Below are 21,444 nucleotides of genomic sequence, written 5' to 3'. Positions count from 1 at the left end.
TACCACAACCGCCATTGTCGAAGGCCGCCCGGTCCAGACTTATCTTGGCATCGTAACCGGCGAAGTTATCGTCGGGGCCAACCTGTTTCGCGATCTGTTCGCTTCGGTTCGTGACATAGTCGGCGGTCGGTCGGGCAGCTATGAGGACGTGTTGGCCCGGGCGCGCAAGCAGGCGCTGGGCGAAATGGAAGCAAAAGCAGCCGAACTGGGCGGCAATGCGGTCATCGGGGTCGATATCGACTATGAGGTGCTGGGCGCCAATGGATCGATGTTGATGGTCAGCACGTCCGGCACGGCCGTCGTTCTTTAGGACCCGATCGAGCCTGAAGCCAAAGCCAGGCCGATGCTGCAGGCATTGGCCGCGACATGGGTTAGAATTGCCTGCGCCAGCCCCAGCCGCTGGCGCAAGTAGCCCAGCACCAGCGCGGCCCAAAGTTGCGGCAGGACCAGCGGCACCATCAACAGGCTGAAACGCGGGTAATTGGACAGGTGGAACAAGGCAAAGCCTGCCGCCACCGCATAAAAAATCCACGGAAAAATCCGGGCGAACCACGGCATTGGCGCAGGCCTCTTGCGCAGCAGGACCCAGCCCGCGATGCCGGCGATCAGCAGCGCAAGCAGGACTCCCGCGGCGATCAAAGCCTGGCTGGCATCAGTCATCACGCCCACGGTTACGCCGGCCAGGATCGCGCATAACATCAGCCACAGCGATGAAGCGCTGCCGCGCTGCCATCCGCGGAACAGCAGTTCTTCTGCAATCGGCGCGAAAATGACGGTTACCGGCACCAGCCAGCGCTTGTCGAAATTGTCGAAAGCAGTAGGCGAGGGCAGGCTGAACAGCTTTTGCCAGGCACCCAGGAACGGCAGCAGCACGCCGATCAGGCCAACGATGAGCAAGGCCGTCAACACAGCCCAGTGTTTGCCGCCGCCCGCTGACCACCCTTGCGGGTCGAGCACGGCCGGACGGCGCAGAAAGTCACGAAAATCGCACAGCACGGTGCGCAGGGTCAGGCGAGGGGACAGTTCGGTCATGTCCGCGCTGATATCCTGCAAAGCTTACCCCCTGATTGCCAGCCTACCATTGCCCAACCGGCCTTGCCCGGTGTAAGGGCGCCCGCACACTTCTTCCAGTCGAAAACAGGACGCCATGGCAGGCCATTCCAAATTCAAGAACATCATGCACCGCAAGGGCGCGCAGGACAAAAAGCGCGCGGGGCTGTTTTCCAAGCTCAGCCGTGAAATCACCGTCGCAGCCAAGATGGGCATGCCCGATCCTGATTTTAATCCACGGCTGCGCGCCGCGGTCAACGCCGCCAAGGCGCAATCGGTGCCCAAGGACAACATCCAGCGCGCGATCGACAAGGCCAGCAAGGGCGATGGCGAGAACTACGAGGAGATCCGCTATGAAGGCTACGGTCCGGGCGGGGTTGCCCTGATTGTCGAGGCGCTGACCGATAACCGCAACCGCACCGCCACCAACGTGCGCACGGCCTTTGCCAAAAATGGCGGAAACCTTGGCGCGAGCGGCGCGGTCAGCCACGGTTTTGAACGGCTTGGCCTGATCGAATACGGCGCGGCCGCCGGGGACGAGGACACCGTACTTGAAGCCGCAATCGAAGCCGGCGCCGATGATGTCGAAAGTGACGAGGACGGCCACGCCATCTGGGTCGCGATGGAAAACCTGCATCCTGTTGCCCGTGAACTGGAAAAGACGCTGGGCGAAGCTGAAGGCGTCAAGCTGGCATGGAAGCCCAGCCTGAAGGCCGAAGTGGGCGAGGCGGACGCCGCCACCCTGCTAAAGCTGATCGACGTGCTGGACGATGACGACGATGTCCAGACCGTATGGGGCAATTATGAAATCCCTGACGCGGTGATGGAGAAGCTGGGCTGATCATTATCGGCCTGGACCCCAGCCTGACCTGCACCGGCTGGGGAATTGTCGCCAAAAGCGGCAGTCGGCTGACCCACGTTGCCAACGGCCAGGTCAAGACCGATGCCAAGGCTTCGCTCCCCGAGCGGCTGGTCACGCTCGACCGCGAACTTTCCGACGTGATTGCGCGCTACCAACCCAGCGACAGCGCGGTGGAGGAAGTGTTCGTCAACAAGAACCCGCAGTCCACGCTCAAGCTGGGCCAGGCGCGCGGGGTGTGCCTTTTGGCCTTGGCGCGCGCCGGATTGCCGGTCAGCGAATACGCCGCGCGGCTAATCAAGAAGGCCATAGTCGGCACCGGGACGGCCGAAAAGGCGCAGATTCAGGCTATGCTCCGTGTGCTGCTGCCCGGTGTACAACTGGCGGGGGCCGATGCCGCCGATGCACTGGCCGTGGCGATTGCTCATGCCAACCTGTCGGGAACGCGCAGCATCTTCATCCGTTGATCAGCGGATGGACATGCACAACCCAACCGATGACGAATGGATCGCGCGCGCAATCGCGCTGGCCGTGGCTGAAAAAGGTACCGATCCGGCCAACACGCCGATCGCCGCTCTGATAGTGCGCGATGGAAAACTGATCGCACAGGGCGTCAACCGCACGACTGAACAGTGCGACGCGACTGCCCATGCCGAGGTTGAGGCCCTGCGCGCTGCCGGAAAGGCCGTGGGGGACATGCAGATCAAGGACGCAACGCTGTATTCCACGCTCCAGCCCTGCGGCATGTGCACCATGGCTTCGATCTGGGCGGGCGTTGGCAGGATCGTCTTCGGTGCGGGGCGCGATGACGTCCACAAGATGTATTTCGAAGACCGCCATCTCGATACTGTCGACTTCATCCGTGATGCTTTCAAGGACGACCTTTCGCTTGAAGGCGGGGTCAAGGCGCATGACTGTGCCCAGCTTTACTATGGCCCCGATGACAACGTCCCGCAGGACAAGCAGGCCAACACCTGATCCTCGCCTTGCTGCAGCCTTAACCCGGGGTCCATTCGGCATTCACACGCCGGCAGTTAGTCGCGCCGCTCCAGTTTGATACGGGAGCAACCCATGCGTTTTGCCAAGTCCCTTACCCTTGCCGCGCTGGCCGGCCTGTCCGTGTCTGCCTGCACGGCCAGCCGCTACCAGATCTCCGATGCGCTGATGCGCTATGGGATGAGCGAGAACAAGGCGAGCTGCGCGGCTGAGTTCCTGCGCGGTCATCTGTCGACCGGTCAGGTGGACCGGCTGGCCAAGGCTGCCCGGTATTACAACACTGACGGGCCGATGACCTTCGGCGATCTTGTCCGCGTTGCGGGCACCATGCGCGACGGCGAAACCACGATGCAGGTTGCCGGGGCGGCACTGGCCTGCGGACTAGCCGCGGACATCAAGCTGCCGCGTATCTGACCGATTGCGGCCCGGGGACGCTGGTTTCCGGGCCGCATCAACGCCTACTTCAACTTATAAACCAGCCGCGCGCCCAGGAAATCCATCCCGGGGTTCTGGCCGCCCAGCAAGGTGGCGTGGCTGATGTGGACCCAGCTCAGCTCGGCCGCCACGGTGTCATTCAGCCGCGCGCCCAAGGCCAGTTCCGGCTCAAACGTAATGCGTGATCCCAGGTCTATCCGCAGGTTGCCGCGATAATCCGGCATCCGGTCAGAGTTGACCGCCAGCCCGATCCCCGGACGCAGGTAGACCTTGCCGCCCAGCTTCCAGCTTATCCCCGCCGCGGCGATGCTGGTGGTGCGGTCCAGCGCCACCTGCCCGTGGACATAGACAGACGGCTTGCCAATGAAGGCCAGACCCTCCACGGGCGCGGTGCGAAAGCCGAACTGCACATCGCGTCCGCCTTCCTCTCCGTTTTCCAGGCTGGTGGGCAGATCGACCGCGTGGAAACTGGCGCCCAGATAGACTTCCTGCGCCGCAGCCGGGGCGGCAGACAGGGCAAAGGCAAGCGGAACAATCAGGCGGCGAACGGGCATCGTAAAGTTCCCTTTGTGCGGTATTTCTGCGCGCCCTAGCTTTTCACGCTTGCGCGGTGCTGAACAGAAAAATGTTCGCGCCTTGTTCCCGACCCTTGCCCCGGGAAGGCGGGCGCGATAACCACGGGCCATGATTGCCCGTCTATCCGGCCTGCTTGACGATTTCGGTCCCGACTGGGCTGTAATCGACGTGAACGGCGTCGGTTACCTCGTCCATTGCAGCGCCAAGACGCTTGATGCGCTGGGCGGGCGCGGGGATCGGGTGACACTCCACACCGAACTGCAGGTATCGGAAAACGACATGCGCCTGATCGGCTTTGCCAGCGGCGAAGAACGCGCCTGGTTCCGCCTGCTGACCGGCGTGCAAGGGGTCGGTAGCAAAATGGCGCTGGCCGTGCTCTCTGCGCTTAGCATCGATGACCTGCAACGCGCCTGTTCCGCAGGCGACGCGGCGATGGTCGCCCGCGCCCAGGGTGTCGGTCCCAAGCTGGCGGGGCGGATCGTCAACGAACTCAAGGACAAGGCTGGCGGCCTGCCTGGCGGACCCGGCGCGGCAATGGCGGCGCTGCCAGCCGGATCGGCCAGCGCCGATGCGGTTTCGGCGCTCCAAAACCTGGGTTTCAAGCCCAACATCGCGACGATAGCAGTTTCGCGGGCGCTTGAGGAACTGGGCGAAGGAGCAGCGCTCAATGACCTCATCCGCGTCGGTTTGAAGAGGGCAGCGGGGTGACCGATAACCCCCTCCTCACGCCGGCATCTCAGCCAGATGACGCCGATGCGGCGCTGCGGCCCAAGACGCTGGCGGAGTTTGTCGGGCAGGCCGGGGCCAAGGACAATCTCAAAGTGTTCATCGACAGCGCGCGTTCGCGGCGCGAGGCGATGGACCATGTCCTGTTCTTTGGCCCGCCGGGGCTGGGCAAGACCACGCTGGCGCAGATCGTTGCGCGCGAACTGGGCGTGGGCTTCCGTGCTACTTCTGGCCCGGTCATCGCAAAGTCGGGTGATCTGGCGGCGCTTCTGACCAACCTGGAAGCCGGCGATGTCCTGTTTATCGATGAAATACATCGGCTTAACCCGGTTGTGGAAGAGGTACTCTATCCCGCGATGGAGGACCGGGCGCTGGATCTTATCATCGGCGAGGGCCCCTCGGCCCGCTCGGTGCGGATTGATCTGCCGCCCTTCACTCTGATCGGGGCGACGACGCGGCAGGGCCTGCTAACCACGCCGCTGCGCGACCGGTTCGGCATTCCGGTGCGGCTCAACTTCTATTCCGTGCCTGAACTGGAACGCGTGGTGACGCGCGGCGCCGGGCTGCTGGGGATTGGCATCGATCCGGGCGGGGCGCAGGAGATTGCGCGGCGGGCGCGCGGCACGCCGCGGGTGGCCGGGCGGCTGCTGCGCCGGGTGCGGGATTTTGCGCATGTCGGCGGCGATGCGGCGATAACGCAGCGCCTTGCCGATGCATCCCTGACCAGGCTTGAAGTTGATGCCTTGGGACTAGATGCCCAGGACCGGCGTTATCTTCTCATGATTGCCGATATTTACAAAGGCGGACCGGTAGGGGTCGAAACACTTGCCGCGGGGCTGAGCGAGCCGCGCGACACGGTTGAGGATGTGATTGAACCGTACCTGATCCAGCTTGGCCTTGTTGCCCGCACCGCGCGCGGGCGCTGTCTTAATGATCGCGGCTGGCAGCACTTGGGACTTGCCCCGCCCAGCGGGGTGCAGACCGGACTGTTTGATTCGGGTGATCCCGACGCGAAGCAGCCGGGCGCGTAACTAACGGGTCAGCTAACGGTTTCAGAATGGGACACAACTGTTTGAGCCCGTCAAATCCAGAGCTTTTTTACCCATCAGGGCAGGCAAAAGACGGTTAATCCCATTGCCCGCTTAACCTCTCTCTGTCCTTTTGCCGCTACAGGGGCATGACGGCTACGCAGTTGGCCGGTCCATTTCCGCCTCGTGGGACAAAGAGAGCAAAGCGTATGTCGGTAAGGATGGCCATTGCGAAACTTGCGGTGTTTGCCGCTGGCGGTGCGGTAATTGGCGGCGGTGCCGTTCATGTTGCCGAAGCTCCGGCCAAGCGCGTGCAATACGTCAAGCACGCCAAAGCGGCGCCGACCAAAGCCAAGCGCAAGATTGTTCGCCAGGCCAAAGCCGAACCACGCAAGATGAAGCGCATCCGCCGCGTGGTAACCCGTAATTACACCTGCGCCGCGCCCGATCCTGCACCGCAGGTGGCCATGGCCATGCCCTATCTTCCCCCGCTTCCCCCCCAGCCCATGCCGGAAGGTGGCGGCGGCGGCAGCACAGTCGTTATTGGTGGTTCGGGCGGTCTGGGCTTTGGCGGCGGCTTCTTCGGCGGCTTCTTCGGCGGTAGCGGCGGATCAGGCGGCAGCGTTGTGATCACCTCGACCACCACTGGATCAACTTCAAGCTCAAGCTCGGGCGGCTCGACATCGGGTGGCTCGACCTCGACCTCGGGCGGGTCAACCTCGACCAGCAGCGGCGGAATCACCAGTTCGACCACAACCGGCGGGGTAACCTCCAGCTCGACCACATCGACCGGCGGCGTTTCGACGTCTACGGGCGGCGTGTCGACTTCGACCGGCGGCGTAACCAGCAGCACTTCGACCTCTACGTCTACGTCTTCTGGCAATGTGACATCCAGCACGTCAACGTCGTCCTCGACCTCGACCAGCTCGTCCAGCTCAACCAGCTCTTCGACTTCGACCAGCTCGGGCGGGACCACCAGCGGGGATGTTACGCCTCCGCCCCCGCCGACGTCGAGCGGCGACAATCCTCCGCCCCCGCCGACCTCAAGCGGCGACAATCCCCCGCCGCCTCCGACATCAAGCGGTGACAATCCTCCGCCTCCGCCGCCGACCAGCAGCGGAACCGAGGTTCCGGAGCCCCCGATGATGCTGCTGTTCGGTGCTGCTACCGCAACGGTGCTGGGACGGCGGCTGCGCCGCAAGAAGGCCAAAGCGGCCTGAAGTTGCCCGCATCGCGCTAACAATGCGGCCCGCGGTGACGCGGGCCGTTTTTTTATAAACAGCTCAGGTGTTGAGCAGACGCCAGGGCCCCAGCCGGTACCACTTGGTTATTACGTGCTTTACCCCGCCGATTACCGGCTTGGCGGCATGGAGCGTTTTCATGTTCGGCGTTCCATCGAGCGCCATGTTGTTCCATACTACCAGGGTGCCGGTACGCGGGCGGATCGCAACGTCAAGCAGCGGAAACTCGGTTTCTCCGCCTTCCTTGGGCTCGTTCAGGTAAACCATCGCGGTCCAGGTGCGCTGCCCGCCGCGTGGTGCCTCGCGCAGCCAGTAATCATGGCCGGCGTGGAAGAAATCGTGGTGGGCTTTGTACTGTTCGCCGGGACGATAGCGCTGGCCCTGCGCGGTTTCGGCATAAGCGTTGTGAATGCCCAGCAGATCGCTGATGTATTCTTCAAGACTTTCGACGAGCGGCTCGGTCGATGGCAGATGACAGGTCCAGCTGGTGCGGAAATCAGGCCGCTCGGTCCCCTTGAACAGGGTCGATGGCTGCGCGCCGGCATCAATCAGGCGCGCCAGGTCCCGGCAATCGCGCTTGTCGAGAAAGCCTGGCGCCAGGAACATGTCCGCGTGCGACGTATCGATGCGCTCCACCCCCGGAATCGAGCCAAGACGCTGGCGCACCTGCGCGCCAAGCCAGGCCAGCTTGGCCGGATCGTGATAGGCCTTGTCGGGGGCCGGCAGTATCTTGGCAGCGCTGTCCATCGGCGCAGCCCTAACAAATCCGGTTTAAGATACTTTGAAAATGGCAATGCCCGGCAGCGCAGAGGCACACCGCCGGGAAACCAGGCCGATCAGCTCGCCAGTTTGCGCAGCACGTAGTGCAGGATGCCGCCGTTATTGAAGTATTCAACCTCGTTGGCGGTATCAATGCGACACAGCGCGGTAAACGTGAAGGTCGATCCGTCCTTGCGGGTCACTTCCACGTCAACGTCCTGGCGCGGGGCAAGGCTGGCGACGCCGTGGATGGTGAAGGTGCAATCGCCGTCCAGGCCAAGGCTCTGTCGGGTCTGCCCATCCTTGAACTGCAGCGGCAGCACGCCCATGCCCACCAAGTTTGAGCGGTGGATGCGTTCAAAGCTTTCGACGATCACTGCGCGCACGCCCAGCAGGTTGGTGCCCTTGGCTGCCCAGTCACGACTTGAACCGGTGCCGTATTCCTTGCCGGCAATCACGACCATCGGCACGCCGGCGGCCTTGTTCTTCATAGCCGCGTCATAAACCGGCATGACCTCTCCGTTAAAGCGGCTCATCCCGCCTTCAATGCCGGGGACCATCTCGTTCTTGATGCGGATATTGGCAAAGGTGCCGCGCATCATCACTTCGTGGTGGCCGCGCCGCGCGCCGTAAGAGTTGAAGTCGGCCTTGGCGACCTGGTGTTCCATCAGCCATTGGCCTGCCGGGCTGTCAGCCTTGATGTTGCCGGCCGGGCTGATGTGATCGGTTGTGATCGAATCGCCAAGGATCAGCAGGGGTTTGGCATCAACGATGTCCAGCACCGGGGCCGGGGTCATGGTCATGCCTTCGAAGTACGGCGGGTTGGCGACATAGGTGCTGCCTGCGCGCCATTGATAGGTTTCGCTGCCGGTGACATCGATTGCCTGCCAATGGCGATCACCCTTGTAGACATCGGCATAGCGGGCCTGGAACATGTCGCGCGTAACGCAGGCGGCCATGGTGCTGGCGACTTCCTGATTGGTCGGCCAGATATCACGCAGGAAAACGTCCCGGCCGTCCTTACCCTGCCCGATCGGGGTGGCGATGAAATCGTCTACCACCGTGCCCTTCAGCGCATAGGCCACCACCAGCGGCGGGCTGGCGAGGAAGTTGGCGCGCACATCTGGAGAAACCCGGCCTTCAAAATTGCGGTTCCCGCTGATAACCGCAGCGGCGACCAGGCCGTTGTCGTTGATCGCCTTGCTGATCGGTTCGGCCAAGGGGCCCGAATTGCCGATGCAGGTGGTACAGCCATAGCCGACCAGGTTGAAGCCGATGTTGTCGAGATGGCTCTGCAGCCCGGCCTTGACCAGATAGTCAGTGACAACCTGCGATCCCGGGGCCAGGCTGGTCTTGACCCAAGGCTTGGGCTTCAGGCCCAATTCGTCGGCCTTCTTGGCAACCAGGCCGGCAGCGACAAGTACGCTGGGGTTTGACGTGTTGGTGCAGCTGGTGATCGCGGCGATCATCACGTCGCCGTCGCCCAGGTCAAAGTCCCTTCCTTCAACCGGCACGCGCTGGTTGGTCTTCTTGTAAACCTCGGCCATGTCCTTGGCAAAAACATCATCCACTGCCGTCAGATCGACCCGGTCCTGCGGGCGTTTGGGCCCGGCGAGCGATGGCACGACGGTGCCCATGTCGAGTGACAGGGTCGAGGAGAACACCGGTTCGATTGCCGGATCGATCCAGAAACCCTGTTCCCTGGCATAGGCTTCGACCAGCGCGATCTGCGCTTCCTCGCGTCCGGTCAGGCGCAGATAATCCAGCGTCTTGTCGTCGATCCCGAAGAAGCCGCAGGTCGCGCCGTATTCGGGTGCCATGTTCGCCAGGGTCGCACGGTCAGCCAGGCTAAGCGAGGCAAGCCCCGGTCCGTAATATTCGACAAAGCGGCCAACTACGCCGTGCGAACGCAGCATATTGGTGCAGGTCAGCACCAGATCGGTGGCCGTGACGCCTTCCATCAGTTCGCCGGTCAGCTTGAAGCCGACAACTTCCGGGATCAGCATCGATATTGGCTGGCCCAGCATCGCGGCCTCGGCCTCAATCCCGCCGACGCCCCAGCCCAGCACACCCAGGCCGTTGATCATGGTGGTGTGACTGTCGGTACCGACGCAGGTGTCGGGATAGGCCACGGTGACGCCGTTCTGGTCCGTCGAAGTCCAAACTGTCCGAGCGATATTTTCCAGATTGACCTGATGGCAGATGCCGGTGCCCGGCGGCACGGCATAGAAGTTGTCGAGCGACTTCGAGCCCCACTTGAGAAAATCGTACCGCTCCATGTTGCGGTGGTATTCAATCTCGACGTTTTCTTCGAAAGCCTTGGGATGGCCGAATTCGTCCACCATGACCGAATGGTCAATCACCAGGTTGACCGGCACCAGCGGGTTGATCCGGCTGGTATCGCCGCCAAGCGTGGCAATGGCATCGCGCATCGCGGCCAGATCGACCACGCAGGGCACGCCGGTGAAATCCTGCAGCAGCACGCGGGCCGGCCTGTACTGGATCTCCTCACTCGATTCGGTGGGGTTGTTCTGCCAGTCGATCACCGCTTTGACATGGTCGGTCGATACGGTGAACCCGCCATCCTCAAAGCGCAGCAGGTTTTCCAGCAGGACTTTCATCGAGAAAGGCAGACGGCTTATGTCACCCAGCTTGGCCGCGGCCTTGTTGAGCGAATAATACGCGAAGTCCTTACCACCGACGGTAAGCGTGCTGCGCGTGCCGAGTGTATCCTGTCCGACCTGGGTCATCCCGCGTGATCTCCTGTAAGTGTGGAACCTGCGCGCCGCGCGCCCTGTTTCGCGCATTTAGCAGGGCCGGTTTGTCGGCGCAGCCGTTGCGCGGGATTGCAGCTCCAGTCAAGGGCAGCGGGCCAAGTTTTTGGCTAGAGTGCGGTCTGTTCGGTGTGTCCGCGTGCCGCGATCCAGCAGCCGATGACGATCAGAACCGCCCCGATCACGGTCGCGCCGCTGACGCGTTCGCCGAACATGATCCAGCCCATCAGTGCGGCCCAGATGAAGGCCGTATATTCCAGCGGCAGAAGAACCTGGGTTTCAGCGCGGGCATAGCCCCAGGCGATGACCATCAACGATAGCATGGCGAGTGCGGCCGACAGGGCTACCGCCAGCCATTGTGGCGAGGGTAACCAGGTGGCAAACCAGGGCGCGAACAGGACCAGGGTCAATCCGGTGAACACGGCCTGAAACAGGGCGATTTCAATGGGATCGGCGATCTGTGCCTGGCGCCGCTGCAAGATTAGGTTCCAGGCATAAAGCACGGCCGAAAACAGGATTGCGGCAATTCCCAACGCCGCCGCACGCTCATAACCGCCATCGCCGAGGCGGGCGGCACAAATTACAACGACACCCGTCAGGCCCAGCAGCGACGCTGCAATGGCCTTTCGGCTGATCCGCTCGCCCAGCATGATCGCAGCAAGATACAGCGCAATTAGCGGAGCGATGAAGGAAATGGCGATGCCTTCCGCCAACGGCAACTTGGTGATGCCATAAAAAAAACTGACGGCCATGCCCGCCGTGTTGGCTCCGCGCAGCGCGTGAAGGCGCAGCAAGGCGGCAGGCGGGATGGTCCCGCCGCGCAGTTTCCAGATGGGCGTCATCAACACCACCCCGGCGCCCGATCGCCACAGCATCGCGCTATAGGCGCCGACCGCCAGGCTGACGCCTTTCATCAGGCCGTCCATAACGGAAAAGCTGGCGATCCCGGCGGCGACCGCCAGGAAAGGCATCAGGTGATGGTGCGACTGCTGACCCCCGGACACGGCGCGTCTCCCTTGACGCGGCGGTAGGGGAGCGGTGTGTTCAGGGCAAGGTCACAGCGTGTTGATGATGCCTGAGAAGTCAGTGCCGCCATGGTCAGCCGCGCAGAATGCTTGGTACAGTTCCTCAGCCCGCGCGCCCATCGGCACTTTGGCCCCAACGCTCTGCGCTGCTTCCATCGCCAGCTTAAGGTCCTTAAGCATCAGCGCTGCCGCGAACCCGCCTTGATAGCCGTTATCCGCCGGGCTTTGCGGGCCGACGCCGGGGACCGGGCAGTAGCTGGTCATCGACCACGACTGGCCGGAAGCCTTGGACGAAATGTCATAGAAGGTCTGTAGGTCGAGCCCAAGCTTTTCGGCCATAGCAAAGGCCTCGCAGGTTGCGATCATCGTCGCGCCAAGGATCATGTTGTTGCAGATCTTGGCTGCCTGCCCGGCGCCTGATCCGCCGGCATGGATCACCGCTTTGCCCATTGTCGAAAGGATGGGTTCGGCCTTGGCAAATGCAGCGTCTGACCCGCCGACCATGAAAGTCAGTGTGCCGCCGTTGGCTGCCGCGATCCCGCCTGAAACCGGTGCATCAACCATTTCGTAGCCCGCCGATCTTGCCGTGCTTTCGACACTGCGCGCTGTGTCGACATCGATGGTCGAGCAATCAAGCAGCAGTGCCGATTGCGGCGCATGACCGACTACGTCGGCGGCAAATACGTCTTGCACGATCGCGCCGTTGGGCAGCATCGAGACGACCGCGTCGGCTCCGCTCACTGCTTCGCGGACCGAGGTGTAGGTAGCGCAGCCGTTTTCTGCTGCGCGGGCCAGCGCCTCTTCGTTGAGGTCGAACGCGTGGACCGCATGCCCGGCCTTGACCAGATTGGCAGCCATCCCGCCGCCCATGTTGCCAAGACCGATGAACGCTACTTTCATGTTACTGGCCCTTCCATACCCCGGGCCGCTTTTCGATGAAGGCGGCCATGCCTTCGGCCTTGTCTTGAGTTGCGGTGAGGACCTGGAAGATCCGGCGCTCCATCAGCAGACCCTGGTCGAGTGTTGTTTCGAACGCGGCATTGACCGCTTCCTTGTTGGCGATCGCCGCCAGTGGCGGCATCGCGGCAATCTCTTCCGCCAGCTTGATCGCTTCGTCGATAAGGCCGGCCAACGGCACGACGCGCGAAACAAGGCCCGAACGCTCGGCTTCTTCGGCTCCCATCATCCGGCCGGTCAGGCACATTTCCATGGACTTGGATTTGCCTATTGCGCGGGTCAGTCGCTGACTGCCGCCCATGCCTGGGCCGACCCCCAGCTTGATTTCGGGCTGGCCGAACCGGGCATTTTCCGATGCGATGATGATGTCGGCCATCATCGCCAGTTCGCACCCGCCGCCAAGAGCAAAACCGTTGACTGCGGCGATCCAAGGCTTGCGTGTGGTCTTGACCAGGTGGCTGGTCCAGCGGCTGAAAAAGTCATGGCTGAAGAACTCTGCCGCTGGTTTGTCGGCCATTTCCTTTATATCTGCGCCTGCCGCAAAGGCTTTCTCGCCTGCCCCTGTCAGCACAGCACAGCCTTGCGATGGTTCGGCTTCAAACGCGGCAAAGGCGCTGATCAGCTCTTCCAGCACCGAGGAATTGAGCGCGTTGAGAGCTTGTGGCCGGTTGAGCGTGATCAGCGTGACCGCGCCGCGCCGTTCGGTGAGGATCGTTTCAAAGGTCATAAAGGCTTCCATTCTTCATCCGCCGGCAGCGGAGCGAAAATGCTGTCGATCAATGCGTCGGACACACCTTCAGGCGTGGCCGGGTTCCATGCGGGCGCGTTGTCCTTGTCGATAATTACCGCGCGCACCCCTTCGGCAAAATCTGGCAAGGTCAGCACGCGCGATCCGATCCGGTATTCCATCGTCATGTTGGCGGCAAAGTCGGCGCACAGCAGACTGTCGTGCAACTGGCGCAGCGCGACCTTGCAGGTCTGGGGCGATTTGGTGCGCAGGGTCGCCAGCTCCTTGGCCGCCCACTCGCTGTCGTCGTCCGCCAGACTGGCCAGGATGTCCTCAAACCGGTCGGAAGCGAAGTGCTTGGCAATTTTAGCCGCATTAGCTTCGATCCGGGCTTCAGGCGGTGTTGCAGCAAGCGCCGCCAGGACCTGAGCGGGATCATGGCCGTGGGTCAGACGCACCTTTGCTTCGGCGAGGGCATCGTGGAGCAGGTAATGCGTGGCAAGGCCTGCCCACTTGCATTCCGCCCCATCAAGCCGGGCCCCGGTCAACGCCAGAAATTGCCCGATCCGCCCGGGCAGGCGCGACAGGTGCCAACCACCGCCGACGTCCGGAAACAGGCCAATTCCAGTTTCGGGCATAGCAAAGCGGGTGTTCTCAGTTGCGATCCGGAACCTGGCCGGCTGGCTGATTCCAACCCCGCCGCCCATTGTGATCCCGTCCATGAAGGCCAGGACCGGCTTGGGATAGGTCATCAGCAAGTGGTTGAGCTGATATTCTTCATAGAAGAAGCGCCTGCCGGAAACGCCCCCGTCATTCAGCGCCGAATCGCGCAAAAAGGCGATATCACCGCCCGCACAAAAGCCCCGACCCTCCGCATGATCGATGATTACGGCCTTGATTGTGGGATCATCGCGCCATTCAAGCAATGCTGCGGTCATGGCGTGATCCATCGCCTGGGTCAGCGCGTGAATGGCTTTGGGGCGGTTCAGCGAGAGAAAGGCGGCAGCGCCTTCGCGGCGGATCAGGACATCATCCGTCATTGGCGCAGCAGGTCCCGGCCGACAATCATGCGCATCACCTGGTTGGTCCCTTCAAGGATCGAATGAACGCGCAGGTCGCGCCAGAATCTTTCGATCGGATAGTCACGCAGATAGCCATAGCCGCCAAACAGCTGCAGCGCATCGTTGACAATCTTGCTGCCGCTGTCGGTTGCCAGCCGCTTGGCCATTGCGGAAAAGCGCGATTTGTCCGGCGCATTGGCATTTACCTTGGCCGCGGCAAGATAAAGCAGCGCGCGGGCGGCTTCCAGGTCGGTTGCCATGTCGGCCAGCATGAACTGGGTGTTCTGGAAGTCCGCAATCGGCTGGCCAAATTGCTGGCGCTCCTTGGTGTAGGCGACCGCCTCGTCCAAGCAGCGCTGCGCCCCGCCCAGAGAGCAGGCACCGATGTTCAGTCGCCCGCCGTCAAGCCCGGCCATGGCGAAGCGGAACCCTTCACCTTCTGCGCCGACCCGGTTGGCCACCGGCACGCGGCAATCCTCAAACACCACTTGCGCCGTCGGACTGGCGTTCCAGCCCAGCTTTTTCTCCGGTGCACCGAATGACAGGCCTGGTGTGCCCTTTTCGACCACCACACAGGTGATCCCCTTTGACTTGTCTTCGCTTGTGCGGACCATGCAGACGTAAATATCGTTGACCCCGCCTCCCGATATGAACTGCTTGGTACCATTAATGACATAGTGATCACCGTCGAGCCGTGCGCTGGTCTTGAGCGCAGCGGCGTCCGACCCTGAGCCGGGTTCGGTCAGGCAGTAGCTGGCGATCTGCTCCATGCTTACCAGACCGGGCAAGAACCGCGCCTTCACTTCGGCCGCACCGAAACTGTCGATCATCCAGGCGGCCATGTTGTGGATCGAGATATAGGCCGAAGTCGCCGGGCAACCATAGGCCATCGCCTCCATGATCAGCGCTGCGTCGAGCCGGCCCAGGCCAATCCCGCCGCTTTCTTCTGATACATATATAGCGCCAAACCCCAACTCGCCGGCGGCTTTCCACACGTCCATGGGGTAGTGGCTCTGTTCGTCCCACTCAGCCGCGAATGGAGTAATCCGGTCGGCTGTAAACTTGCGTGCCATATCCTGGATCGCGAGTTGATCGTCGGTAAGGGTAAACTGGTCGCTCATTGCCGTGCATTTTCTTTCAGTACTTGGCGCTCAAACAAATGTGTCGCAACAGACTCTCCGATCCACAGCGGGCTCAGCGGCGGATCAAGGTTTCGTTCCCATGCTAACGCGCCGATCAAGGTTCCGCCAGCATATGGGACATCGGGAAAGGCCTTTGCCAGCGGGTCGCGATAGGCCTTGTCAGCGGTTATGATAGTCCAGCCGCCGCGCCGCAACTCAGCTACCAGATCGACAAGGAACAGCGCTGCCAGATCGGTTTCGTGCAGCAGCATGACATGTGCGGGAGAGCGGCCAAGCGCTCGGCGGGCCATCGCCTCATGATAGTCGATCGCGCCCAGCTGCATTTGCAGGTAAAGTCTACGCAGGGCCTTCATGTCCATCGTTTTGCCTGCGGTGGCGGCATTGATAGTCAGTTGCTCCAAGTGCCAATCGGCGCCATCGGCAGTGACATAGCCATTGCGCAGCCCTCGTTCGGCAAGACCAACCCGGACCGCGTCGCGCTTGGCTTTATCGGTGCCGCCTTCGAACAGATAGGGAAAGCGAAACCACGGCCGGTATCCCTTCCGGCCCTTCAGCCAGGTTTCGCCGCGGTCGATGTCCGCCAGATAATCTGCGGCGCTCAGTTTGGCGAGGCTGGGATGGGAGAATGAGTGGTTCGCGATCACGTGCCCAGCGCGGACATAGGCAGCGATCCGGTCCTCTCCGCCCGCTCCGTCAGGAAGCGTCAGGCGGCCAGGATTGACGAAGAACAGCGCCTGCCGGACATTTGCTTCTTGCAATGCCGCGATCAAGCGGCGGCTGCGCTCTTCGGGTGTGAAGAAAGCTCCGCGCTGACGCGGCACATCGTCGAATGACAATGCAATGCGCTTGCCAGCCAAAGCCGCAGTCGGCGCCAGCAGCAAGGCAAGACAAAGCAGCAGGCGCAGCATCGGCGTGCCTTTACCCCATCGTCGGAATGACGAACGCATTACTGCCATCGCCGCCGCCGTCGGGCCAGCGCGCCGTGACCTTCTTGACCTTGGTCCAGAACTTCAGGCCTTCCATGCCGTACTGGTCGGTGTCGCCAAAGCCCGAGCGTTTCCACCCGCCGAAGCTGTGATAGGCGACCGGCACCGGGATCGGGACGTTGATGCCGACCATGCCGACGTTCACCCGCGCGGCAAACTCTCGCGCAGCGTGGCCGTTGCGCGTGAAGATCGCCACGCCGTTGCCGTACTGGTGCTGACTGGCGAGCGCCAGCGCCTCTTCAAAGTCGCCCGCCCGGACGATTTGCAGGACAGGTCCAAAAATCTCGTTGTGATAACTGCTCATCGCCGGGGTTACCCGGTCAAGCAGCGTAGGACCGACGAAATAGCCTTCTTCATGGCCTTGCAATGAAAACCCGCGTCCGTCGATTACCAGTTCGCTGCCTTCATCGACCGCGGTCTGAATCCAGCGCTCGATGCTAGCCTTGTGCTGCGCGGTGACGACCGGGCCGTATTGTGCCTCGGGATCAGTCGAAATCCCGATTTTCAAGGCGTGGATCGCCGGGATCAGCTTGGCGCGCAGGCGCTCGGCAGTATCCTCGCCCACCGGGACGACCACCGGCAGCGCCATGCAGCGTTCTCCAGCCGAGCCGAAGGCCGCGCCGCAAAGGTCGCCGACCACCTGGTCAAGGTCAGCGTCGGGCATGACAACGCCGTGATTCTTGGCACCGCCCATTGCCTGAACCCGCTTGCCCGCGGCAACCCCTCGTGAATAGACATACTGGGCGATATCGGACGAACCGACAAAGCTGACCGCGCCGATGGCCGGGTGATCGAGAATCGCGTCTACCATTTCCTTGTCGCCGTGAACAACCTGGAAGATCCCTTCCGGTAGGCCCGCCTCGACAAACAACGCTGCGATCCGCACCGGGACAGAGGGGTCGCGTTCGCTCGGCTTGAGGATAAAGGCGTTGCCCGCCGATACCGCCATGGCGCCCATCCACAGCGGGATCATCGCCGGGAAGTTGAACGGGGTAATGCCGGCGCCAATGCCGATCGGCTGGCGCATCGAATAGACGTCGATGCCCGGGCCGGCGCCTTGAGTATGTTCACCCTTCAGGACGTGCGGCAATCCGCAACAGAACTCGACCACTTCCAGCCCGCGCTGGATATCGCCCTTGCTGTCGGCAAGCACTTTGCCATGTTCAGCCGAAAGCAGCGCGGCCAGTTCATCCATATCGCGGTCGATCAGCGTTTTGAACGCGAACATTACGCGGGCACGGCGCTGCGGATTCCATGCCGCCCAGCCCGGCTGCGCGGCCTGCGCCGCGGCCACCGCTCGGTCCAGCGCATCGTTGCTGCCCAGCGCAACCTCGGCCTGCTGGCCACCGTTGTTTGGGTCCATCACCGCGGCCGTGCGCGCCTTTGCCAACCCGCCCGTGCCGCCGGCAATGAAATGGTCGATCGTGCGCATGGCCTCAGGTCCTCTCGATTTCGCTTCGGAATGGTCCTGCACCCCATGACCTTTGCAGACAAGGCGCAATTTTGCGTCTATGACCTGCAAATATGCAGCCATTAGACTGGAGCGACTATCAGGCATTCCTTGCGATTGCGCGGGCCGGACAGCTAGCCCGCGCTGCGCAGGCGCTGGGTGTAGATGCGACCACGATGGGTCGGCGTCTGCGGCGACTGGAAACGCGGCTGGGCGCGGCGCTGTTCGAACAGACCCGCGAAGGCCAGGTGCCGACCGAGGCTGGGGAGGCCTTGCTGATCCAGGTTGAGGCAATGGCTCGCGCAGCCGCAGCGGTCCCGGAAGGGGCATCCGACACTGCCGAACTGGCCGGATCGCTTCGTATCAGTGTTCCCGAAGGAATGGGCGGCTGGTTCCTGCCGCGCCACGTTGCCACCTTTGCCGATCGCTTTCCGCGCCTGACGCTGGACCTGGTGGCAAACAGCGGACTGCTGAGCCTGTCAAAGCGCGAGGCGGATATTGCCGTTACCCTTTCGCGGCCAAAAGCAGGGCCGGTCATCGCCCGCAAGCTGGTCGATTACGCTTTGCGGCTTTACGCCAGTCCGGCCTATCTGGACCGGCATGGTGCACCGGCGCGCGGCGCGGACCTGGCCGAAAGACACCGGCTGATCGGATATATTCCCGACCTGCTGTACGACCCGGCGCTTAACTATCTGGACGAAATCCACCCTGGATTGACGGTGCGGCTGCGATCGTCAAGCATCAACGCCCAGCACCGGTTGATTGCTGCGCAGGCCGGCATCGGGGTGCTGCCTTGCTTTATTGGCGATGCCGACCCGGCGCTCATTGCCGTGCTGCCTGAACGGCGGATCGTGCGCAGTTTCTGGCTGGTGACCCACAAGGACACACACAACCTGGCCCGTGTGCGCGCGGGCAAGGACTGGCTGGCCGATGCGGTCCAGCGTGGGCGCGAGCAGCTTTTGCCGGCCCCGTAACCAAACGCATGTTAGGTCCGAACCTGGTGATGGTGTATTAGGGGATATTGATCGGTGGAGGGTTGGATGAACGACACTGCAGAAGCATCTCAACCCCCCGAAGCCCCGCGACCACGCGGCGGCGATCTGGTCCGGCGTCACCATTTGGCTACGCGCCTGTGGCACTGGATCAACGTGATCGCGGTGACCATTATGCTGATGAGCGGGCTGATGATCTTTAATGCCCATCCCCGGCTGTACTGGGGCCAATACGGCGCCAACCCACGCCAGGCACCCGATCCTGCATGGCTGGACTTGTCCCACATCAACGGCGGCGTGCCATTCCCCGGCTGGATTACCATCCCTTCACATTACAGCCTGGCCGATGCGCGACTGTGGCACCTGGCTTTTGCCTGGATTTTGGCCGTAGCTTTTGCGCTTTATCTGCTGTGGGCCCTGATCGGCGGTCACGCCCGGCGTGACATCGCGCCCACGCGGGGCGAACTGGCTCCCGCCCATTTGCTGCACGATATAAAGGAGCACGCCCGCCTGCGCTTTCCGACCGGCGCCGCGGCGCTGCAATACAACGTCCTGCAGAAACTGGCCTATGGCGCGGTGCTGTTCGTGCTGCTGCCCGGTGTGATCTTGACCGGGATGACCATGTCCCCGGGGCTTAATGCAGCACTGCCTTGGCTGCTGGACCTGTTCGGCGGGCGGCAATCGGCACGCTCGATCCACTTCCTGTGTGCGGCAGGATTGGTGGCCTTCTTTGTTGCGCACATCATCATGGTCGTGCTGGCGGGCCCGATCAACGAAGTGCGATCAATGCTGACCGGCTGGTACCGGCTGCCACGCGAACGAGAGGATCAGGCATGAACGAGCGTTCGAATGAGATTTCGCGCCGCCGCCTGCTGGGCTTTGCCGCGGCCGGGACCAGCGGCCTTCTGCTGGGCGGCTGCGACAGGCTGAATGGATCGGAAGGATTCCGCAGCGTACTGGAAGACACTGAAAATCTGACGATGCGCAGCCAACGATTCCTGATGGGTGACCGTCTGGCGCGCGAGTTTGGCGAAAGCGACATCTCGCCTGTGTTCAAGGCCAATGGCAGCCTGGGAGTTACCGATCCCGTCTATCGCGGGCATTTCACGCAGCAATTTGCGGCCTGGGCCTTGCATGTCGACGGACTGGTGCGCCAGCCGCTGACATTGCCGCTGACGGCGCTCAAGGGATTTCCCCAGCGCACCCAGATCACCCGGCACGACTGCGTTGAGGGGTGGAGCGCGATTGGCAAGTGGCAAGGGCCGCAATTGTCCGCTGTGCTGGCTCAGGCCGGGCTTCTTCCCGAAGCGCGTTATGCGGTGTTCCACTGCGCCGATGTGCTGGCGGGATCTCCCTATTACGAATCAATCGACCTTATCGATGCCTTTCATCCCCAAACCATCCTTGCCTGGCAGATGAACGATCAGCCCCTGACCGAACAGCATGGCGCGCCGATCCGCCTGCGCGTTGAACGTCAGCTGGGTTACAAACAGGCCAAATACATCATGCGGATCGAACTGCGCTCGACCCTGGCCGGGCTTTACAAGGGTAAGGGCGGGCTGTGGGAAGACCGCAGCGACTATGCATGGTACGCCGGGATCTGATCAGCACCACGGGCGGCGCGAACCGCTTTCATAACGGCGAACCAGGCCGCTCGCGATCAAGTCATCGGCCAGCGATTGCACCGACTTGTCGGCACGCAGCCGCACCAGATTGAACAGTTCGCGCCCGTATTCATCGCGCGCGCCAGATCCGGTCAGGAAGAACGGTCCCTGATTGGCCAGCGTCACCAGCTTGTCGCGTGCGGCCAAGCCCTGTTGCGCTTCCTGCACGCAGCGCGGCGGGTGCAGTTCGGGCGCATCGATGCCAATGATCCGGATCGACCGTGCGTCGATCTTGATCGTATCGCCGTCGACCACGCAAACGGTGCTGCGGCCAGCCCCGCACGCCGTCACCGGTGGATCGACACGCAGGCTTGATGCGTCGGGCGCGGTAGCTTGCTCAGGCAGCGCGGAATAATACGTCCAGGCAAAGATGAATACGAACAGCACCGGCAGGATCCATCGCTGCAGCCACTGGCGGCGGGATCGTGGCGGCTTGCCTTGCCAAGTACTGGCGGGCAGCACCTTGCCATAATCACCGGGCCGGGTCCACTTTTTGGTCTTGCGGCGGCGGAAAGGAATAAGGTCGCCCATCGCTGCCACTATGGCCGGATCATTCCTGCCGGGCAAGCAGCACGCACCAGTCTGAACGCCTACCCCGCCATGGTTCAGCCAGACCTTCGCTGACCAGCTGTTGGCCTAGCGAGCGATTGCCCCGCAGGACAACTCGCAGTTGCCGGCCATACCGATCTGTCGCCTTTATGCCGCCGGCCAGATCGAACGGACCGGCGTTGAGCAGTGCGATCAGGCGCTGGGTTGCCCGATCGCCAAGATCCTGCTCGGCAGCGCAAGCTGCGCCATGGGTTTCGGGCGCATTGATATCGGCGATGCGGATCTTCGCACCGTGCAGCCAAAAGGTATCGCCATCGACAACACAGGTTTCGCGTGGGCCGGCGGTGCATAGGGCAAAGACGGCAGCAGCAAGGGTGATCGGTTCCATGCCTGCGCAGTTGCCGCAGGCGGGTGCTTGGACTATCCGGGCAAACCCCTGGTTTCGCT

The 21,444-nt window shown here is 62.5% G+C and carries 24 protein-coding genes; 10 read left to right on the top strand and 14 right to left on the bottom strand.

From position 1 onward, the window contains the following. Positions 1-310 (top strand): heavy metal-binding domain-containing protein (locus Q0L62_RS06515; protein ID WP_296678071.1); only part of this gene is annotated, 310 nt, incomplete at its 5' end. On the opposite strand, the gene Q0L62_RS06510 is transcribed toward Q0L62_RS06515, so the two are convergent. After that, complete coding sequence (locus tag Q0L62_RS06510; RefSeq protein WP_296678068.1) at positions 307-1,032, bottom strand: CPBP family glutamic-type intramembrane protease; 726 nt, start codon at positions 1,030-1,032, stop codon at positions 307-309. The two genes, Q0L62_RS06515 and Q0L62_RS06510, sit on opposite strands and share 4 nt — an antisense overlap. A 115-nt stretch (positions 1,033-1,147) precedes the next feature. Between Q0L62_RS06510 and Q0L62_RS06505 the strand changes: the two genes are divergently transcribed. The 4 genes from Q0L62_RS06505 to Q0L62_RS06490 all read left to right on the top strand — a co-directional run bounded on the left by Q0L62_RS06505 (position 1,148) and on the right by Q0L62_RS06490 (position 3,319). After that, positions 1,148-1,891, top strand: coding sequence for a YebC/PmpR family DNA-binding transcriptional regulator (locus tag Q0L62_RS06505; RefSeq protein ID WP_296678065.1), 744 nt, complete (start codon positions 1,148-1,150; stop codon positions 1,889-1,891). After that, positions 1,888-2,376, top strand: coding sequence for a crossover junction endodeoxyribonuclease RuvC (ruvC, locus tag Q0L62_RS06500; protein WP_296678090.1), 489 nt, complete (start codon positions 1,888-1,890; stop codon positions 2,374-2,376). The genes Q0L62_RS06505 and ruvC overlap by 4 nt, the downstream gene beginning before the upstream one ends. Positions 2,377-2,389: 13 nt before the next feature. After that, on the top strand, positions 2,390-2,887 hold the full coding sequence (locus Q0L62_RS06495) for a nucleoside deaminase (RefSeq protein ID WP_296678062.1): 498 nt from the start codon (positions 2,390-2,392) through the stop codon (positions 2,885-2,887). Between the two features lie 93 nt (positions 2,888-2,980). Further along, entirely contained in the window at positions 2,981-3,319 is a 339-nt protein-coding gene (locus Q0L62_RS06490; RefSeq protein WP_296678060.1) for a hypothetical protein, read from the top strand. Between the two features lie 44 nt (positions 3,320-3,363). Here the strand turns inward: Q0L62_RS06490 and Q0L62_RS06485 are convergent, their stop codons facing one another. Further along, a complete protein-coding gene (locus tag Q0L62_RS06485; RefSeq protein ID WP_296678057.1) occupies positions 3,364-3,894 on the bottom strand; it encodes an acyloxyacyl hydrolase in 531 nt (176 codons plus the stop codon). Between the two features lie 130 nt (positions 3,895-4,024). Between Q0L62_RS06485 and ruvA the strand changes: the two genes are divergently transcribed. Continuing rightward, positions 4,025-4,624: a Holliday junction branch migration protein RuvA gene (gene ruvA / locus Q0L62_RS06480; protein WP_296678054.1), complete on the top strand. Its 600-nt coding sequence runs from the start codon at positions 4,025-4,027 to the stop codon at positions 4,622-4,624. Continuing rightward, on the top strand, positions 4,621-5,673 hold the full coding sequence (gene ruvB, locus Q0L62_RS06475; RefSeq protein ID WP_296678051.1) for a Holliday junction branch migration DNA helicase RuvB: 1,053 nt from the start codon (positions 4,621-4,623) through the stop codon (positions 5,671-5,673). The genes ruvA and ruvB overlap by 4 nt, the downstream gene beginning before the upstream one ends. A gap of 475 nt (positions 5,674-6,148) precedes the next feature. Here the strand turns inward: ruvB and Q0L62_RS06470 are convergent, their stop codons facing one another. The 10 genes from Q0L62_RS06470 to Q0L62_RS06425 form a co-directional block, all read right to left on the bottom strand. Next, complete coding sequence (locus Q0L62_RS06470; RefSeq protein ID WP_296678049.1) at positions 6,149-6,760, bottom strand: hypothetical protein; 612 nt, start codon at positions 6,758-6,760, stop codon at positions 6,149-6,151. A 193-nt stretch (positions 6,761-6,953) separates the two neighbouring features. Next, a complete protein-coding gene (locus Q0L62_RS06465) occupies positions 6,954-7,658 on the bottom strand; it encodes a 2OG-Fe(II) oxygenase (RefSeq protein WP_296678046.1) in 705 nt (234 codons plus the stop codon). Positions 7,659-7,747: 89 nt separating this feature from the next. Beyond that, on the bottom strand, positions 7,748-10,420 hold the full coding sequence (acnA, locus tag Q0L62_RS06460; RefSeq protein WP_296678043.1) for an aconitate hydratase AcnA: 2,673 nt from the start codon (positions 10,418-10,420) through the stop codon (positions 7,748-7,750). 134 nt (positions 10,421-10,554) lie between these two features. Further along, entirely contained in the window at positions 10,555-11,448 is an 894-nt protein-coding gene (locus tag Q0L62_RS06455) for a DMT family transporter (RefSeq protein ID WP_367183265.1), read from the bottom strand. 51 nt (positions 11,449-11,499) lie between these two features. Further along, positions 11,500-12,369, bottom strand: a complete 870-nt coding sequence (gene mmsB, locus Q0L62_RS06450) for a 3-hydroxyisobutyrate dehydrogenase (protein WP_367183264.1) — start codon at positions 12,367-12,369, stop codon at positions 11,500-11,502. 1 nt (position 12,370) lies between these two features. After that, entirely contained in the window at positions 12,371-13,153 is a 783-nt protein-coding gene (locus Q0L62_RS06445; RefSeq protein WP_296678041.1) for an enoyl-CoA hydratase-related protein, read from the bottom strand. Further along, entirely contained in the window at positions 13,150-14,193 is a 1,044-nt protein-coding gene (locus Q0L62_RS06440) for an enoyl-CoA hydratase/isomerase family protein (RefSeq protein ID WP_296678039.1), read from the bottom strand. Before Q0L62_RS06440 ends, Q0L62_RS06445 begins: the two co-directional genes overlap by 4 nt. Then, positions 14,190-15,335 (bottom strand): acyl-CoA dehydrogenase family protein, encoded by a 1,146-nt coding sequence (locus Q0L62_RS06435; RefSeq protein ID WP_296678036.1) that lies wholly within the window; start codon positions 15,333-15,335, stop codon positions 14,190-14,192. Before Q0L62_RS06435 ends, Q0L62_RS06440 begins: the two co-directional genes overlap by 4 nt. Next, positions 15,332-16,264, bottom strand: coding sequence for a polysaccharide deacetylase family protein (locus Q0L62_RS06430; protein WP_296678033.1), 933 nt, complete (start codon positions 16,262-16,264; stop codon positions 15,332-15,334). The genes Q0L62_RS06435 and Q0L62_RS06430 overlap by 4 nt, the downstream gene beginning before the upstream one ends. A 10-nt stretch (positions 16,265-16,274) precedes the next feature. Then, complete coding sequence (locus Q0L62_RS06425; protein ID WP_296678030.1) at positions 16,275-17,774, bottom strand: CoA-acylating methylmalonate-semialdehyde dehydrogenase; 1,500 nt, start codon at positions 17,772-17,774, stop codon at positions 16,275-16,277. A gap of 92 nt (positions 17,775-17,866) precedes the next feature. On the opposite strand from Q0L62_RS06425, the gene Q0L62_RS06420 reads away from it, so the two are divergent. From Q0L62_RS06420 to Q0L62_RS06410, 3 genes are all read left to right on the top strand, one after another. Continuing rightward, positions 17,867-18,766, top strand: coding sequence for a LysR family transcriptional regulator (locus Q0L62_RS06420; protein WP_296678028.1), 900 nt, complete (start codon positions 17,867-17,869; stop codon positions 18,764-18,766). Positions 18,767-18,832: 66 nt separating this feature from the next. Continuing rightward, positions 18,833-19,621: a cytochrome b/b6 domain-containing protein gene (locus Q0L62_RS06415; RefSeq protein ID WP_296678025.1), complete on the top strand. Its 789-nt coding sequence runs from the start codon at positions 18,833-18,835 to the stop codon at positions 19,619-19,621. Continuing rightward, entirely contained in the window at positions 19,618-20,388 is a 771-nt protein-coding gene (locus Q0L62_RS06410; protein WP_296678022.1) for a molybdopterin-dependent oxidoreductase, read from the top strand. Before Q0L62_RS06415 ends, Q0L62_RS06410 begins: the two co-directional genes overlap by 4 nt. Here Q0L62_RS06410 and Q0L62_RS06405 read toward each other — a convergent pair whose 3' ends face one another. Further along, entirely contained in the window at positions 20,389-20,979 is a 591-nt protein-coding gene (locus tag Q0L62_RS06405; protein WP_296678019.1) for a thermonuclease family protein, read from the bottom strand. A gap of 19 nt (positions 20,980-20,998) precedes the next feature. Continuing rightward, positions 20,999-21,385: a thermonuclease family protein gene (locus Q0L62_RS06400; RefSeq protein ID WP_296678016.1), complete on the bottom strand. Its 387-nt coding sequence runs from the start codon at positions 21,383-21,385 to the stop codon at positions 20,999-21,001. Positions 21,386-21,444: the final 59 nt, after the last annotated feature.

Origin of the sequence: Novosphingobium sp. (assembly GCF_024642085.1) — a bacterium.
In the GTDB taxonomy this organism is placed as follows: Bacteria; Pseudomonadota; Alphaproteobacteria; order Sphingomonadales; family Sphingomonadaceae; genus Novosphingobium.
This window is presented reverse-complemented; position numbering and strand designations above follow the sequence as displayed.